Annotated in this window: 18 protein-coding genes; 7 read left to right on the forward strand and 11 right to left on the reverse strand. The window is 72.7% G+C overall.

All coding sequences use genetic code 11. The annotated features are described in order from the left end of the window. Positions 1-179 precede the first annotated feature (179 nt). Positions 180-1,163 (forward strand): hypothetical protein, encoded by a 984-nt coding sequence (locus O7618_RS26755; protein WP_278108902.1) that lies wholly within the window; start codon positions 180-182, stop codon positions 1,161-1,163. A 39-nt stretch (positions 1,164-1,202) separates the two neighbouring features. Here O7618_RS26755 and O7618_RS26760 read toward each other — a convergent pair whose 3' ends face one another. Then, positions 1,203-1,736 (reverse strand): flavin reductase family protein, encoded by a 534-nt coding sequence (locus O7618_RS26760; protein WP_278108903.1) that lies wholly within the window; start codon positions 1,734-1,736, stop codon positions 1,203-1,205. A gap of 96 nt (positions 1,737-1,832) precedes the next feature. Between O7618_RS26760 and O7618_RS26765 the strand changes: the two genes are divergently transcribed. Beyond that, positions 1,833-2,090, forward strand: coding sequence for a hypothetical protein (locus tag O7618_RS26765; RefSeq protein WP_278108904.1), 258 nt, complete (start codon positions 1,833-1,835; stop codon positions 2,088-2,090). Between the two features lie 33 nt (positions 2,091-2,123). Here O7618_RS26765 and O7618_RS26770 read toward each other — a convergent pair whose 3' ends face one another. From O7618_RS26770 to O7618_RS26780, 3 genes are read right to left on the reverse strand one after another with little or no spacing between them, the layout of a single operon-like run. After that, a complete protein-coding gene (locus O7618_RS26770; protein ID WP_278108905.1) occupies positions 2,124-2,612 on the reverse strand; it encodes an SRPBCC family protein in 489 nt (162 codons plus the stop codon). Beyond that, a complete protein-coding gene (locus O7618_RS26775; RefSeq protein WP_278108906.1) occupies positions 2,612-4,303 on the reverse strand; it encodes an ABC transporter permease in 1,692 nt (563 codons plus the stop codon). The genes O7618_RS26770 and O7618_RS26775 overlap by 1 nt, the downstream gene beginning before the upstream one ends. Next, positions 4,288-5,052 carry an ABC transporter ATP-binding protein gene (locus O7618_RS26780; protein ID WP_278108907.1) on the reverse strand — a complete coding sequence of 255 codons (765 nt, stop codon included), beginning with the start codon at positions 5,050-5,052 and terminating at the stop codon, positions 4,288-4,290. The genes O7618_RS26775 and O7618_RS26780 overlap by 16 nt, the downstream gene beginning before the upstream one ends. A 141-nt stretch (positions 5,053-5,193) precedes the next feature. On the opposite strand from O7618_RS26780, the gene O7618_RS26785 reads away from it, so the two are divergent. After that, on the forward strand, positions 5,194-5,694 hold the full coding sequence (locus O7618_RS26785; protein ID WP_278108908.1) for a SigE family RNA polymerase sigma factor: 501 nt from the start codon (positions 5,194-5,196) through the stop codon (positions 5,692-5,694). Continuing rightward, positions 5,687-6,541: a hypothetical protein gene (locus O7618_RS26790; RefSeq protein WP_278108909.1), complete on the forward strand. Its 855-nt coding sequence runs from the start codon at positions 5,687-5,689 to the stop codon at positions 6,539-6,541. Before O7618_RS26785 ends, O7618_RS26790 begins: the two co-directional genes overlap by 8 nt. Positions 6,542-6,600: 59 nt before the next feature. Here the strand turns inward: O7618_RS26790 and O7618_RS26795 are convergent, their stop codons facing one another. From O7618_RS26795 to O7618_RS26825, 7 genes are all read right to left on the reverse strand, one after another. After that, positions 6,601-8,241, reverse strand: a complete 1,641-nt coding sequence (locus tag O7618_RS26795) for a cation acetate symporter (protein ID WP_278108910.1) — start codon at positions 8,239-8,241, stop codon at positions 6,601-6,603. Next, the gene (locus O7618_RS26800) at positions 8,241-8,678 is read right to left on the reverse strand and encodes a hypothetical protein (RefSeq protein ID WP_278108911.1); all 438 of its coding nucleotides are present in this window, start codon (positions 8,676-8,678) and stop codon (positions 8,241-8,243) included. Before O7618_RS26800 ends, O7618_RS26795 begins: the two co-directional genes overlap by 1 nt. 135 nt (positions 8,679-8,813) lie before the next feature. After that, a complete protein-coding gene (locus tag O7618_RS26805; protein ID WP_278108912.1) occupies positions 8,814-9,476 on the reverse strand; it encodes a DUF5701 family protein in 663 nt (220 codons plus the stop codon). 50 nt (positions 9,477-9,526) lie between these two features. Then, complete coding sequence (locus O7618_RS26810) at positions 9,527-10,294, reverse strand: LytTR family DNA-binding domain-containing protein (protein WP_278108913.1); 768 nt, start codon at positions 10,292-10,294, stop codon at positions 9,527-9,529. Continuing rightward, entirely contained in the window at positions 10,291-11,514 is a 1,224-nt protein-coding gene (locus tag O7618_RS26815; RefSeq protein WP_278108914.1) for a histidine kinase, read from the reverse strand. Before O7618_RS26815 ends, O7618_RS26810 begins: the two co-directional genes overlap by 4 nt. A 10-nt stretch (positions 11,515-11,524) precedes the next feature. Further along, on the reverse strand, positions 11,525-13,030 hold the full coding sequence (locus O7618_RS26820; RefSeq protein ID WP_278108915.1) for a sugar transferase: 1,506 nt from the start codon (positions 13,028-13,030) through the stop codon (positions 11,525-11,527). 281 nt (positions 13,031-13,311) lie between these two features. Continuing rightward, entirely contained in the window at positions 13,312-14,172 is an 861-nt protein-coding gene (locus O7618_RS26825; RefSeq protein ID WP_278108916.1) for a DNA-formamidopyrimidine glycosylase family protein, read from the reverse strand. Between the two features lie 24 nt (positions 14,173-14,196). Between O7618_RS26825 and O7618_RS26830 the strand changes: the two genes are divergently transcribed. The 3 genes from O7618_RS26830 (at position 14,197) to O7618_RS26840 (ending at position 16,187) form a co-directional block, all read left to right on the forward strand. Then, positions 14,197-15,447 (forward strand): glycosyltransferase family 4 protein, encoded by a 1,251-nt coding sequence (locus O7618_RS26830; protein WP_278108917.1) that lies wholly within the window; start codon positions 14,197-14,199, stop codon positions 15,445-15,447. A 66-nt stretch (positions 15,448-15,513) separates the two neighbouring features. Then, the gene (locus O7618_RS26835; RefSeq protein WP_278108918.1) at positions 15,514-15,798 is read left to right on the forward strand and encodes a type II toxin-antitoxin system Phd/YefM family antitoxin; all 285 of its coding nucleotides are present in this window, start codon (positions 15,514-15,516) and stop codon (positions 15,796-15,798) included. Continuing rightward, positions 15,795-16,187 (forward strand): type II toxin-antitoxin system VapC family toxin, encoded by a 393-nt coding sequence (locus tag O7618_RS26840; RefSeq protein WP_278108919.1) that lies wholly within the window; start codon positions 15,795-15,797, stop codon positions 16,185-16,187. The genes O7618_RS26835 and O7618_RS26840 overlap by 4 nt, the downstream gene beginning before the upstream one ends. Positions 16,188-16,205 lie beyond the last annotated feature (18 nt).

Genomic DNA, 16,205 nt, shown 5'->3' on the forward strand with positions numbered 1-16,205 from the left:
CTAGAGAGCGCGCTTCCCGCCGCGAAAGGCTCAGTCGGGTCCCGGTCGACGGGTGCGCCGAACGGCACCACGGCTGCGCCGAGTGACGCACATCACTCCGCTAACCGGTCGGATCCAGGACGGCGCTGAACCGGGACGGAACCCGAGCCGTCGTGGGGGGCACCTTCGGAAGGAGTGCCATGCCAGCGACGAGAGGGCACCTCTACCTGCCCTACGACGACAACAGCAGCATCCAGGTCGACTACGTGCACAGCGGCAGCAACGCCCGCCGGACGACGGTGCTGGTGCCGTTCGCGGTGGACGCCGCCTGGCGCGCGCGGATCGAGGCGGCGGTCCGGGCGAAGGACCCCGGCCGCACGGACATCCAGATCAGCAACGCGGCTACCGGCGAGATCAGGCGCGTCAGCCGGCAGCCGACGGCGTCGACCCCCTCCCCGGAGCCGGACCACGTGGTCCGGCCGACCGCGGAGCAGAACAACGACCGCGCCCGGAACATCGTCGGCAACTATCTGACCGGCAGCGACATGTACACCGACCAGCACCGGTCCACGCTGGCGGACGACAGCCGGGTGCACCACCCCGGCTACAGCGAGTTCGTGTCCCAGGTGGCGGCCAACGACGCCGGCGCACCCGGGCAGGCGTTCCAGCGTGCCGCGCACGTCGAAGGCATCACCACGCGGGGGCCGGTCGGGGAACGCGCCACCTACCTCAACCCCCACAACCACACCGTGTTCGCGCAGGCCCACGAGAACTTCCACCGCATCGAGCACCCCAGCCTCCAGGCGCCCGGCAGCCGGCTCACCGACTCGACGGTGGAGGGGATGACGGAATACCTGACGCAGTCCGCGACCGGGCTGGACTTCCGCACGGCGGGCCCACCCGGGCAGCGGGGCTTCACCTACCGGGAGGAGACCCGGACCGTCCGCGACGCGGTCCGCGGCGGCGGCTACTCGAACCAGGACGTCCAACGCGCCTACCTGCGGGGCAGCGAGAGCCCGACGGAACGGATCGCGCAGGTCCAGAACGGGGGCACGGCCGCGATCGCCCGGATGACCTCCACCCCCGACGCGGGTCGGGGCGGCACCCCGGGCGCCCGACCGCCGAGCGGCGGCGCGTCCGGCCCGTCGAACGGTCAGCAGCGCGGCGGCGGACTCGCCAAGTAGCCCGGCCAGGGACCTCCGGGCCGCTCGGTCCGGAGGTCCCTAGTCGGTCAGCTCCCGGTAGCGGCCCCGGTAGTGCAGCAGGGGGGTGGTCTCACCGGGGAGGTCGACCGCCTCGACGGTGGCTTCGACCAGCAGGCCCCAGCCGTACTCCCGGGCGGCGTCGAGCCGGCAGCCGGCCCACCCACCCGCGCCCGCCGGCACCGGCCCGTACGGCGTCTCGGTCCACGCGTCGAGGGCGAACAACCCGCCCGGCGACGGGAACAGGCCGGCGAAGCGGTCGGCGAGTTGCCGGTGGGGCGGTCCCAGTGGGGTGACCGCGAACCGGCCGGCCTCCTCGACCGCCGCCCACAGTTCCGACTCCGGGTCGACGAGGCCGAGCAGCCGGTCCGGTTCCCCCTCGGCGACGAGCGTGGAGGAGACGGTGAGGCCGGCCGGGCCGGGCGCGGTCCAGAGCGTCACCGGAGCGGCCAGCCGGCCACGTAGCCGGCGAACCGGCGAACGCTGCCCGGCCGGCACCGCGAACGGGTCGGTGTGGTGGATCTCGGCACCCGGCTCATGATTCACGTGAAACATTGTGCCGCCCCGCGGTGCTTGCCGAGCTGCCTGGCGCTCCCTGGTCGCGCATTTCCACCGGGCACCACTCGACTGAGCCGCCTACCCTGCGGGGGCATGGCTCTCGTACCCCCGCAGAAGCTCGCCCAGGAGCGCGTCGTCAGCGCGGACGCCGTCCTCGGTGGCCAGGTGGACCTGCGGGCCTACCCGCACCGGCACCTGATGATCATCGCCCGGCACAAGTGGGGAAGCAGTGGCTTCCCGCCGTTGATGGAGGCGGTCGAGCACCTGTCGAACTACGGCTGGGAGTTGGTGAACGTCCTCAGCGTGGGCGAGGGCCACCACGTCTACGCGGCCATGCGCCGCACCATGTAGCGCCCTTTTTCGGCGGACGCCGACGGCGCCGAGCTAGGTGGCGAGCGAGCGGTGGGCGGCGGCCAGCACCTCCGGGTCGGCGCAGCCGGCCGCGTAGCCGGCGATCCGGCGGCGGATGTCCCGCCCGAGCAGCCACGTGCCGACCCGTTCCGCCACCGGGCGCAGGAACGCCGGGCGGCACCGGAAGTTGTAGCGCCAGGTGGCCACCGTGGTGCCCGGCTGCGGGCCGGGCGCGAAGCGCCACCCGCCGCCGAACCGCTCGAAGAACCACGGCCCACGGACCATCTTCATGCCCACGTTCGTCGGCGGCGACCAGGAGACGTACTCGCTGACCATGGTCAGGCCGTGCCGGGAGCGGGTGAAGGTGCGCACGCCACGACCGGGCCGGGTGGCGCCGTCGGTGAAGTGCTGCTCGCGGACGAACGGGTCCCACCGGTAGCGCACCGGGGCGACGGTCTGGGAGACGGCGAACGCCACGTCCGGCGGGACCGGCACGGTGACGACCGCCTCGACGACCGGCATCAGCGCTTCGGGGTGACCGTGGACAGCAGCTCCGGTTGCCGGCGGTCCAACGCGTCCCCGGCCAGGTAGGCGCCGAGCAGCGCGGCGCCCGTGCCGTAGGCCAGGCCGACCGGCAGCGCCAGCCAGAGCCAGCCGTCGCCGAGCAGGGCCGCGGCCACCACGAACGGCACCGCCGCCACCGCCGATGCAATCATCGAGAGCAGCGTGAGCAGGCTCTTCGCGATCCCCGCGCCGGTGTTCATGGCGAACGGGTTGCTCGTCTCCGGCAGCGAGTAGGCGCCGAGCACCGAGATGAAGCCGTTGATCGCCAGCCCGCAGCCGTACGCGGCGAACAGCCCGCCGGTCATCACCCCGAGCCATTCGGGCCGCCCGAGCACGGTCGCCAGCACGACCGCCACCACCAGCAGGATCGGCACCACGTAGAGCGAGAACGCCGCCATCCGCGCGCGCAGCTCCACCCGCCCGGGTACGGCGGTGACCACATTGGCGGCGTACGCGCTGCCGTCGAAGCCGAACTGGTTGGCCAGCGTCACCGAGGCGAGCACCCCGACGAAGACCATCGAGATGCTGACCAGCACCGGGGACGAGTTGGCGCTGGCCCCGCCGAACGCCGCTCCGCCCTCGGTGCTGAACGAGGCCCCGCCGAGGTTCACCATCACCGGCACGAACACGCCGACCACCGCGACCGTGATCAGGTTGGCCCGGCGCCGGGCGTCCCGCCACCAGTAGCGGCACTCCCGGGCCACCAGCGCGCCGAACCGGTCCCGCCGGGCCCAGGCGACTGCGCGGGGGAAGAGCTGCGCGATCGCGCCGCCGACCGCGCCGCGCGGAGCCTTCGCCGGCCCGGCGCTCACCGCGCCGACCATCGCCGACTCCAGCGACCGCGACCACCACAGCAGGAGTACGCCGAGCGTGGCGACGGCGATCAGCAGCTTCAGCACCGCCGCACCGGTCCGGCCCTGCGCCACGTCGATCCCGGCGGTCCACGGCGCGCCGAACGGCGTCCAGCCGACCACCCGGGCCACCCCGGTCAGCCGGTCCCAGTCGGCGTTGCGCACCGCGGCGAGCACGAGCAGCTGCAACGGCCCGAGCAGGGCGGCCAGCACCGCGAGCAGGACGGCGGCCAGATCGCGTACCCGGCGGGACCGCAACATGGTGGCGAACGCGCTGGTCACCGCGCGCGCCTCGGCCACGCAGACCAGCACCCCGGCGACCACCCCGAGCGCGCCGACCAGCGCGGCCGGCCATCCGCCCAGCGCGGCGGACGTGACCACCAGCCCGGTCACGGTGAGCGCCGTGGCCACCGCCGGGACGCTCACCAGGGCGGCGGCGAGCAGGCCGGTGACCAGGGTACGGCGGGCAAGCGGCAGCAGCGCGAACCGGGCCGGGTCCAGCGTCTCGTCCACGCCGAAGAAGACCAGCGGCAGCAGCAGCCAGCCGAGCGTCAGCACGCCGCCGCCGAACGCGGCGGTCATCAGCGCGTACCGGGGCTCGCCGGCCAGGCCGGGCGCGGCCAGCGCCAGGAATCCGCCCGCGGCGAACCAGAGCCCGAACAGCACGCCCACCACGAACAGCGCGACCCGCCATCCCTGACCGCGGAAGTTGTTGCCGAGCACCCGCAGCTTCAGCCGGACGAAGTGGCGGGGCGAGACGGCCCGCGTCGGCCGCTCGGCGGTCACCGGGACAGCCACGACAGCTCCTCGCCGGTCGCGGTCCGGCCGCCGACGACCTCGACGAACACGTCTTCCAGCGAACGGTCGCCGCGCACCTCGGTCAGCGTGCCCACCCGCTTGATCGTGCCATCGGCCAGGATCGCCACGTGCGAGCAGAGCCGCTCGACCACCTCCATCACGTGGCTGGAGAAGACCACCGTGCCGCCGCCGGTCACGTAGCGGTGCAGGATGTCCCGGATCAGCGCCGCCGAAACCGGGTCGACCGCCTCGAACGGCTCGTCGAGCACCAACAGGCGCGGGCCGTGCAGCAGCGCGCAGGCCAGGCCGATCTTCTTCTTCATGCCAGCCGAGTAGTCGACCACCAGGGTGCGGCCCGCGTCGCTGAGCGCCAGCACGTCGAGCAGTTCCGCCGCCCGCTGGTCGACCACCGCCGGGTCCATGCCGCGCAACAGACCGTGGTACGCCAGCAGCTCCGCCCCGCTCAGCCGGTCGAAGAGCCGTACGCCGTCCGGCATCACGCCGAGCAGGCGCTTCGCGCGTACCGGATCGGCCCAGACGTCGTACCCGAGGACCCGGGCCTCACCGGCGTCGGGCCGCAACAGGCCGACGGCCATGGAGAGGGTCGTGGTCTTGCCGGCCCCGTTCGGGCCGAGCAGGCCGTAGAACGAGCCGGTCGGCACGGCCAGGTCGACGCCCGCCACCGCGACCTTGGTGTCGAAGCGCTTGGCCAGGCCACGCAGGGACAGGGCCGGGTGCTGATCGGTCATGCTCCGACGGTAGCCCGCCCCGGCCAGCGCCGCTCCGGCCGGAGGACGATCTTCCCGTCATACCTGAGAGGTACGCCGACCGTCTGCAACCGGGAGCTCCGCGGGCGGGTGTCAGGCGCAGGGACGGCGACGGGGAGAGAGATGGATCCGGACAGTGGGTTCGAGGAGTTCTACCGGAGCAGCAGGCAACGGGTGGTCACCGTGCTCTACGCGTTGGGCGGTGACCTGAGCGAGGCCCAGGACGCGGCCCAGGAGGCGTACGTGCGGGCCTGGCAGCGCTGGTCACGGGTCGGCACGTACGACGACCCGGAGGCGTGGGTCCGTACCGTCGGGTATCGGCTCCTGGTCAATCGTTGGCGGAAGGTGCGCAACAGCGTCGTCGCGTACCGGCGGCACGGGCCACCACCTGCCGTCGGTCCACCCTCGGAGAACACCGTCGCGCTGATCAGCGCGCTGCGACGGCTGCCGGCCGAGCAACGGCAGGTCATCGTCCTGTACCACCTGGCCGACCTGTCGGTCGCCGAGATCGCCGCGCAGCTCGGCACGCCCAGCGGCACCGTCAAGGCGCGCCTCGCCCGGGGCCGCCGGGCTCTCGCCGCACTCCTCGACGTGACGCTCCCGGAGGAGGTCCGCCATGCCTGACCCGATCTTCTCGGATCTCTACCAGGACACCGAACACCTCATCTGGGCGCCCACCGAGCAGGTTCGCAGTCGCGGCCGGCGCCGTAGCCGGCGTAACCGGGTCGCCGCCGCGCTGACCGCCGCGGTCGCGGTGGGCGTGGTCGCGTCCGGCGTGGTGGCGTTGGCCCGCCACCCGGACGCCGCACCACCACCGGTGCCGCCGGCGACCGTCGACGCCACCACGCCGGCACCCACGCCGTCCCCGTCCGGGTCGACCGTGTCGACGCCGAGCGCGGAACCGGAGCCGAGTCGGACCACGCCCTCCGGCGCGCCCGCCACCAGTGGGAGCCCGCCCGTTCGGCCGCCCAGCCGGGCGATTCCGGTCGCGGCGATGCTGCAACTCGCCGACCTGCCCGACGGCTTCACGATGCGTACCGACGTGGACGGCGACTGGTCGCTCGAATTCATCAGCCAGTTCTGCGTGAACGAGTCACCGTCGCTCGACGTCAGGCAGGTGGCCAGCCGTTCCGCGGCGTTCGACTCGCCCTCCGACCGGCTGGTCGAACGGGTCACCCGGCACTCCGGCACCTCTGCGGCCACTGTCATGCAGCGGGTCCGCCAGTTGGTCACCGGATGTGAGCTGATGGCGTCCGGCGACTCCCTGTCGATCCTGGCTGAGTCGCTGGGCGGTGACGACGCCGTCCTGGTGGGCAGCGAGATCGGCGGAACGTCGAACCGGTGGATCTTCGTACGGCAGGGCGATCTCGTGGCGCAGATGCGACTCGATCACCAGACCACACCGGCCGAGGCCCGTGGGACCGTCAGGTCGGTGGCGAGCCGGCTCTGTGCCGGCACTGACGCCTGCTGAGGCCCGGTTGTTAACAGGGGCCCCTTCCTCTACCGAATGCGTTAAGAAGGGGCCCTTCCTTACAGGCGGAGCGACTCCGGGGTGTGCAGGCGGAGCATCGTGGTGCCGACGTCGCGTGGCAGGCGCCGCCGGCTGGCCATCGAGACCACCACCATCACGGTGAACGCCAGCGGCACCGTCCACGCCGCCGGCTGGGTGGTGAGCGTCGCCGGCCAACCGGTCAGCGGTGGCCCCAGCACCGTGAGCAACACCGCACCGATCGCCGCGCCGCCGCCGACCACCACCCCGGCGGCGGCGCCGAGGTCGGTCAGGCCGCGCCACCAGATGCCGAGCACGAGAAGCGGGCAGAAGCTCGACGCGGCGACCGCGAACGCCAGCCCCACCACCTGCGAGACGTCCAGCCCGGAGACGTTCAGCGCGAGCAGCGCCGGCACCGCGCCGGCGATCACCGTGGCGAGCCGGAACCCGCGCACCGAGCCGCGGCCCAGCACGTCCGTCGAGATCACCCCGGCCACGCTGGTGAGCAAGCCGGACGAGGTGGACAGGAACGCCGCGAACGCCCCGGCGGCGACCAGCGCGGCGAGCAGCCGGCCGGTCGTGCCGTCCCCCAGGGCCGCGCCGGGCAGCAGCACCACCACCGCGTCGGTCTGACCGGTGACCAGCAGTTGCGGGGTGTAGATCCGGCCCAGCACACCGTAGATCGTGGGCAGCAGGTAGAAGACGCCGACCAGGGCCAGCACGACAAGTGTGGTGCGCCGGGCGGCGGCGCCGTCGGGGTTGGTGTAGAAGCGCACCAGCACGTGCGGCAGCCCCATGGTGCCCAGGAACGTGGCCAGGATCAGCGAGTAGGTCGCGAACAGGCTGCGGTCGTCGTCGCCCGCGGTGTCCGGCAGCAGCCAGTCGGTGGCGGCGATCGCCGCGCCGGACACCTCCGGCACCGGGTCGCCGGCGGCGAAGTCGAGGCGGTCGCCGGGGCGTACCTCCCGCACGTCGCCGTCGGGCAGGGTGAGCGTCGCGCGGTGCTCGACCACCACGGTGGTCGCGGTCCGGAACGCCGGTCCGTCGGGCGGTGTCACCGCCGGGCGGGCATCGGCCTGCCACTGCAACGCCAGGAAGATCGCGGGTACGGCGAGCGCGGTGAGTTTGAGCCAGTATTGGAACGCCTGCACGAACGTGATCGCCCGCATGCCGCCCAGCGCCACGTTCGCGGTCACCACCACGGCCACCAGCAGTGCCCCGACCGGGTAGGGCGAGCCGGTCAGCGTGGCCAGGGTCAGCCCGGCGCCCTGCAACTGCGGCACCAGGTAGAGCCAGCCGATGAAGATCACGAAGGCGGTGGCGAGCGTGCGCAGCCGGCGCGAGCCGAGCCGCACCTCGCAGAAGTCGGGCAGGGTGAACGCGCCGGAGCGGCGCAGCGGTGCGGCCACGAACAGCAGCAGCGCGAGGTAGCCGGCGGCGAAGCCGACCGGATACCAGAGCACGTCCACGCCGTACTTGAGGATCAGCCCGGCCACGCCGAGGAAGCTCGCCGCGGACAGGTATTCCCCGCCGATCGCGGCCGCGTTCCAGGTCGGGCTGACCGCCCGGGACGCGACCAGGAAGTCGGAGGTGGTGCGGGCCAGCCGCAGCCCGTAGAAGCCGATGCCGACGGTGACCAGGGTGACCGCGACGATCGCCGGGACCACGTAGCCGTTGCCCATCAGCGCTCCGGCCGCTCGACCAGGTCGACGAAGTCCTGTTCGTGGCGTTCCGCCAGCCGCACGTAGGCCCAGCCGACGACGATCAGGAAGGGGAAGGCGGCCACGCCGAGCAGCAACCACGGCAGGTTGACCCCGAGCACGGTGACCCGCCCGACCGAGGGCGCGATGGCGAACAGCCACGGCAGCCCGCCCAACCCGATCAGCACCAGCAGGCTCAGCCGCAGGGCGAGCGAGAGCTGGGCGCGCATCAGGCCCTGCACCAGCGTCTCGCCGACCCGGGTCTGCTGGGCCAGCTCGGACCGGGTGCGGTCGGCCCGGTTGCCGGTGCGGGAGACCTCGGCCAGCACGATCCGGGTCCGCTGCGGCACGCGGGGGCCGGGCACGGCGGGCGCCTCGACGGGCCGGCCCGCCGGCGGCGACTCCTCGGCTGCGGTCATCCCCGGCAGTCTCGCCTGCTCGTCGCGAATGTCAAGAGCACCGGCGACGGCTCTGTGCACAACCTGTGGATAACCGGTCGAGCCTGTGGACAACCCGGTGGATGAGCGTGGGGTCGTTGTGGACGACCGGATCGCTCAGCCGAGGCCGACCCGGACCGGGTGGGCGGTGGCCGAGCCGAGCCAGGTGTGCGGATTGCCGAACCAGCACCAGCCGAGCTTCGGCGCGCCCTGGCTGATCCAGAGCGCCGGCACCCGACGGTCGCCGCAGCGGGAGCCCACGAGCGAGAAGCACCTGTTGCTGGCCAGCGCTGGCGGGTGCAGCGTGACGAAGGCCAGGCCCTCGTCGATGGTGATCGGCAGCCGGTCCCGCGCGGTCATGTCCTCCAGCGCGGCCGACGGGGGCTGGTTGCGGTACTCCTCGCCGCGGTCCACGTCGAACAGCAGGTACGCCGGCCCGGCGGGCACCTCCAGCTCCTTGATCGGGTGGAACGTGGGCAGGTCGTCGGCGGGGAAGTTGCGGTCGAGGACGCCGGGCTTGCGCTTGCCGGCGAGCGTGGTGAGCGCGATCCGCTCTCCGACCGGCACCAGCTCCCGCGTGGTCACCAGCAGGAACGGCACCCGCCGGTCGGTGGGCGCGGCCAAAGCGGCGGCCCCGGTGACGGCCGCGTCGCGCAGCGGGGCGAGGCGGGCGCGGAACGCCGCCTCGGGCAACCCGGCGAGCGCGGGGTAGCCGAGGGTAACCAGGCGGTCGAGTTGGCGGTCGAATTCGGCGGCGGCGTCGAACTGGTCGTCGGACATGCGGTCCTCCACGCTGTCGTACGGATTCCCGTACATTGTACGTCAGGAGGTCAGCGACTCCAGTCCTGCTTGGCCGCGCGCACCAGCTTGTCCTTCAACTCCCGGGTGTGCCGACGACTCACCGGCAGCTCCGTTCCGTCGATCACCACCACGTAGCCGGAGTTGACCAGCCGCAACTCGGCGATGAGCCGCAACTGCACCAGGTAGGAGCGGTGCACCCGGACGAAACCGGCGTCGGCCCACCGCTCGGCGAGCGTGGCCAGCGAGACCCGGACCAGATGCGACCCCTCCGCGGTGTGCAGCCGGGCGTAGTCGCCCTGCGCCTCCACCCAGCGCACCGCCGAGCGGGGCAGCATCCGGGTGGTGCCGGCCAGCTCGATCGGGATGGTCGGATCCTCCTCCGCCCGGGACAGCGCCGCCGGATGCGAGGGCACCACCCGCGAACCCGTCACCCGGCGCAGCGACTCGGCCAGCCGCTCGGCGCGCACCGGCTTGCGCACGTAGTCGGTGGCGCCCAGGTCGAACGCGTCCACCGCGCCGTCGTCGTAGGCGGTGACGAACACGATCGCCGGCGGCCGGGCGAACCGGCGCAGCACCCGGGCCAGTTCCATGCCGTCCAGGCCGGGCATCCGGATGTCGAGGAACACCACGTCCACGTCGTCGTCGCGCAGCACCCGCAGCGCCTCGGTCGCGTCGCCGGCCGTGTGCAGCCGGGCCACCCGGGGATCGGCGCGCAGGTGGTAGGCCAGCTCGTCGAGGGCCGGTGGCTCGTCGTCCACCGCCAGCACCCGGAGGAAACCGGTGCCGGGAAGCGTCATGACGAGACCCGGACGCCGGGATGGAACTTCGGCACCCGCATGCTGACCTTCGTACCCGAACCCAGGCCGGTCTCGACGACCAGGCCGAACCGGTCCCCGAACGCCGACCGCAGCCGCTCGTCGACGTTGGAGAGCCCGACGTGCTGCCCCGGGTCGTCGGTCGGGTCGCTGCCGACGCCGGACACCTCCGCGATGCCCGCGGTCAGCGTGGTCGGATCCATCCCCACTCCGTCGTCCTCCACCGTGATGTGACACTCGGCGCCCGCGTCCCGGGCCTCGATGCTCACCATGCCGGTGCCCGGCTTGCGGGACAAGCCGTGCCGGACCGCGTTCTCGACCAACGGCTGGAGACAGAGGAACGGCAGCGTCACCGGCAGCACCTCCGGGGCGATCTGGAGGCGCACCTGGAGCCGTTCGCCGAACCGGGCCCGCTCGATGGTCAGGTAGCGATCGATCGAGCGCAACTCCTCGGCCAACGTGGTGAACTCGCCGTGCGCCCGGAACGAGTAGCGGGTGAACTCGGCGAACTCCAGGATCAGCTCGCGGGCCCGCTCCGGGTCGGTGCGCACGAACGAGCCGATCGCGGTGAGCGCGTTGTAGATGAAGTGCGGGCTGATCTGCGCGCGCAGCGCGCGCACCTCGGCCCGGGCCAGCCGCTCCCGCGACGAGTCCAGCTCGGCCAGGGCGAGCTGGTCGCCCGCCCAGTGCGCGGTCTCCAGGGTCGCCTGCACCAGACCCGGGGCCGGCCGCTCGTCGGCCACCGCCACCAGCGCCCCGACCACCCGGCCGTCCGCGCTCAGCGGCGCCACCACCGCGCCGCGGACCGGGCAGTCGACCAGGTCGCAGTGCAGCTCCGACTCGTGCAGCACGGTGGAGCGCCCGCTGCCGACCACCCGCCGGGCCGCCGCGACCAACTGGTCGCCGTGGTGCGCGCCGCCGCCGTCGATGGCCAGCAGCGCGTCCCGGTCCGTCAGCGCCAGCCCGGCCGCGCCCACCAGGGCCCGCAGATGGCGTACGGCCTTCGCCGCGTCCGCCGCGCTCAGGCCGGCCCGCAGCGGCTCGGCGGCCAGCCCGGCGGTGTGCAGCACCTCGTAGGTGGCCCGCTGGGTCGCGGTGGCGATGCCCCGGCGGGCACGTAGCCGCAGCACCGCCCAGAGCGCCGCGGCCAACGCGGTGACCAGCGAGACGACGGCGAAGACCGCGGAGACGTTGGCACCCACCCCGGGAACGCTAGTACGCGCCCTTGCGCGCCAACACCACCCCGACGGTCCGCCACAGGATGCTCAGGTCGTACGCCAGCGACCAGTTGTCGACGTAGTAGAGGTCGAGCCGGACCGCCTCGTCCCAGGACAGGTCGGAGCGGCCGGAGACCTGCCACAGCCCGGTCATGCCCGGCCGCACCAGCAGCCGGCGCCGGACGTCGCCCAGGAAGTCGCCGTCGTCGGCGGGCAGCGGACGCGGCCCGACCAGCGACATCTCGCCCCACAGCACGTTGATCAACTGGGGCAGCTCGTCGAGCGACGAGGCCCGCAGGAAGCGGCCCACCGGGAAGACCCGGGGATCCTGCTTCATCTTGAACAGCATGCCGTCGGTCTCGTTCTGGTCGACCAGACCGGCGAGTCGTTCCTCGGCGTCCACGTACATGGTGCGGAACTTCCAGACCCGGAAGGTGCGCCCCTCGTGCCCGACCCGGGGCTGGCGGAAGAACACCGGGCCGGGGTCGGAGATGCGGATGGCGAGCGCGACGGCCAGGAAGAGCGGCGAGAGCAGCAGCAGGCCCATCCCGGAGGCGACCCGATCCAGCAGGCTCTTGAGCAGCAGCGCCGGGCCGGAGAGCGTCGGCTCCTCGACGTGCAGCAGCGGCAGGCCCTCGATCGGGCGGATGTGCACCCGCGGGCCGGCGATGTCGGTGAGCTGCGGCGCGACCACCAGGTCGACGCCGGAGCCCTCCAACTGCCAGGCCAGCCGGCGCAGCTCGCCCGGCTCGGCGCTGGCCGAGCCGCACACCGCGATGGTGTCCCCGCCGACCTCACGCACCAGGGCCAGCACGTCCCGGCCCGCGTACACCGGAACCGGGGTTTCCAGGCCACGGGCGGCGGCATAGCCGTCGGTGAGGTGGATGGCCACCGGCACCAGCCCGACGCCCGGGTGGCGGGTGACCGTGGTGAAGACCTCCAGGCATTCCGGCAGCGTCCCGACCAGCACCATCCGGTGCCCGGCCTGACCGGCGCGGCGGCGCAGCGCGTGCAGGCCGGCCCGGGCGATCATCCGGCCGAGCAGGATCAGCAGCAGGGCGCCGAGCAGCGCGAAACCGACCGTCCACCGGGACAGCGACGTCACCGTGGCGAAGGCCAGGAACGAGACGGTGGCGGCGACCGCCACACCGGAACGGATCACCCGCTTGAACTCGTCCGGCCCGAGGCCCAGGTAGCGCCGGTCGTACGACCGGTTGCCCCACAGGATGAGCACCCAGCCGAGCGGCAGCAGCAGGAACGCCACGGTGTAGAACCACGCCTGCGGCGAGTTCTTGAAGCCGGAGTCCGCCTGCTCGAAGATCTGCACGGCCAGGAAACTCGCCAGGGCCGCCGCGCCGAAATCGAGCAGCAGCAGCAGCGCGATGTAGGGGCGGTGCCAACGGGACACCCGACGCCGGGCGCGCGCCCACCCCGACCGGGGCACGCCGTTGTGGGACGGCGGTGTCGGCGGCTGGATCTCAAAGCTGTCGACGTGCCGCACGCTCTTGCTCCGGCCTGTGTCGGTTACCGGGCGCTGGAGGCTTGTCGTCACCTCAACCCATGTCCTCCCGCATGACCCGTTCCCTCACTCGCCGTGAGGACCCGGGTCGCTCACCGTTCCAGTCTCCCACGCGCTCGGGTGAGATCTGGCCGGCTCCCAGTCAGTTGTGAAGCCGGGGACCGAGCCACTATACCGATGGATGACCGCTCGGGTAGAGCCGCCGAGTGGGACCTTCCGCGATCCCCGGTCGATTCCGCTCAGTAATCGCCCGGTGCGATTACTCACCGTACGAGGCGGGACAACCTTCGGTCAGCCAGCGGCTTGCCGCCGGTCTGACAGGTCGGGCAGTACTGGAGGCTCGAATCGGCGAACGACACCTCCCGCACCGTGTCACCGCAGACCGGACAGGGCAGGCCCTTCCGGGCGTGCACCTTGAGGCCCGACCGCTTCTCACCCTTCAGCTCCGCGGCCCGCTGCCCCATCGACCGCCGCACCGCGTCGCCGAGCACCGTCCGGGTCGCCGCGTGTAGGCCGGCGAGCTGCTCGTCGGTGAGCCGATCGGTGATCGCGAACGGGGACAGCCGCGCCGCGTGCAGGATCTCGTCCGAGTAGGCGTTCCCCACACCGGCCAGCACGGACTGGTCGGTCAGCACTCCCTTCACCTGGCCGCGGCGGCTGCGCAGCCGCTCGGCGAACGTGGGCAGGTCGGCCGCCAGCGCGTCCGGGCCCAGCTTCGTCACGCCGGGCACCAGGGCCGGATCGGTGACCAGGTAGGCGGCCAGCTTCTTCTGCGTGCCGGCCTCAGTCAGGTCGAACCCGGAGCCGTCGTCGAGGCGCAGCCGCACCGCGATCGGACCCTTGCCGGGCCGCAGCGGGGTGGCGGACGGGAACGCCTCCCGGTAGTGCAGCCAGCCCGCGCGGGCCAGGTGGACCACCAGGTGCAGGTCGTCGCCGAACCGGACGTCCAGGAACTTTCCGTACCGGCCCGCGCCGGTGACCGTGCGGCCGGCCACCGCACTGGGCGGCGGGTCGTACGTCTTCAGCGCGTTGATCGACGCCACCTCGAACCGCTCGACCCGCCGGCCGACCGCCCGCTCACGCAGGTAACCGGCGAGCGCTTCCACCTCCGGTAGTTCAGGCACAGGACAACGGTAGCCTTTCCACCCGTGAGAATCGTGGTGGCGCACAACCGGTATCGGGAAGCCCAGCCCTCCGGCGAGAACACCATCGTCGACGCGGAGATCGCCCAGCTCACCGCCGCCGGTGTGGAGGTGCTGCCGTTCCTGCGCAGCTCCGACGAGATCCCCTCGATGTCGAAGCCGGCCAAGGCGCTGCTGCCGATCTCGCCGATCTGGGCCCCGAAGGCCCAGCACGACCTCGACCGCCTGCTGGTCGAGCACCGGCCGGACGCGCTGCACCTGCACAACCCGTACCCGCTGCTCTCGCCCTGGGTGGTGCGGACCGCGCACAAGCGCGGCGTGCCGGTGGTGCAGACGGTGCACAACTACCGCCAGGTCTGCTCCTCCGGCCTCTACTTCCGCGACGGCGTGATCTGCCAGGACTGTCGCGGTCGGAAGCTGGGCGTGCCGGCGATCGTGCACCGCTGCTACCGCGACTCCCGGGCGCAGAGCGCGCTGATGGCGACCACGCTCGCCGTGCACCGCCCCACCTGGAGGTCGGTGGACCGATTCATCGCGCTCACCACGGCCGTTGCCGACCATCTGCGGGACTACGGCATCCCGGACGAGCGGATCGTGGTCAAGCCGAACGCGGTGCCGGACCCCGGCACCCCGGTGCCCCCGGGCAACGGCTTCCTGTTCATGGGCCGGCTCAGCCCGGAGAAGGGGCTGGACCTGCTGCTGTCGGCGTGGCGTCGGCACCCGGTGGGCGCGCTCGGCCCGCTGCGGATCGCCGGTGACGGCGAGCTGCGACCGCTGGCCGAGGAGGCCGCCGCCGAGCGGCCAGACGTGCTCTACCTCGGCCAGCTCGACCGGCCGGGGGTCCGCGCCGCGCTGGCCGACAGCGCCGTGGTGCTGGCCACGTCGACCTGGCACGACGTGCTGCCCACCGTGATCATCGAGGCGCTGGCCGCCGGCCGCCCGGTGCTCGGCACCGCGCTCGGCGGTATCCCGTACCTGGTCGGCGCGGACACCCCGCGCGAGCCCGCCGGCACCGGCCCGGCCGAGGTGGCGACCGCCGCGCCCGGCGACGGTCGCGTCCCACTGCCGACCGGGGTGCAGCGCGGCGAAGCCGGCTGGGTGGTCGCGCCGGAGGTCGACGCGCTGGCCGCCGCGCTGCCGCTGGCCGCCGCCGAGGCGGGCGCGCTCGCCGGGGCGGCCCGGAGCCGCTACGAGCGCACGTTCCACCCCGACGTGATCACCAAGCGCCTGATCGACGTCTACGCCTCGCTGTCCTGAGGGGCGGTCCGTGCAGGCTGGCTTGTAGGTACAATTGCGGTGTTGTCGGCACAAGGGAGGTGTTCAGTGAGCACCGTGTCCGTGCGTGAGTTCTCCTACAACCCCAGTGCGATGTTCGCCCGCGTGGAACAGGGCGAGACGATCGAGGTCACGCGGCACGGCAGCGTGATCGCGGTGCTGCTGCCGGGCTCCGGGACGCTCGGAAGATACGCGAGCCTGGTGGCCAAAGGGGTGATTCGCCTCAAGGCGACCACCACGAACGACCTCGACCGGCTGCCCCGTTACGACGTGCCGCCCGATGTCTCCACCCTTGACCTGCTGCTGGCCGACCGCGAGGACGACGACCGGTGATCTACCTGGACGCGTCCGCCCTGGTCACTCTGATCGCGGGCCGCACCTACGTCACCGAGCTGCAGGACTTTCTGGCGAGTCGGGCGGGCATGCCGATGGGAACCAGCTCCGTCGGATTCGTCGAGACGGTACGCACCCTCGACCGGGTCGGCGACTACCCGGACGCCATGCAGATGTTGGTCCGGAACTTCACCGAGGTCCTAGTGACCGAGGAGGTCCGGGATTTGGCGGCTGCCCTCCCCACCGGTATTCGGACGTTGGACGCGCTGCACGTGGCGAGTGCCCAGGCGCTCGGTGACGCGCTCGACACGCTTGTCACGTACGACAAGCGGATGTCGGATATCGCAGCATCGGTGGGCCTGCCGGTCGCCGCACCAGGTACCGACTGAGCCTCAAGCGGCGTTAAG

The sequence above is a fragment of the Micromonospora sp. WMMD980 genome (assembly GCF_029626035.1).
Taxonomy (GTDB): domain Bacteria; phylum Actinomycetota; class Actinomycetes; order Mycobacteriales; family Micromonosporaceae; genus Micromonospora.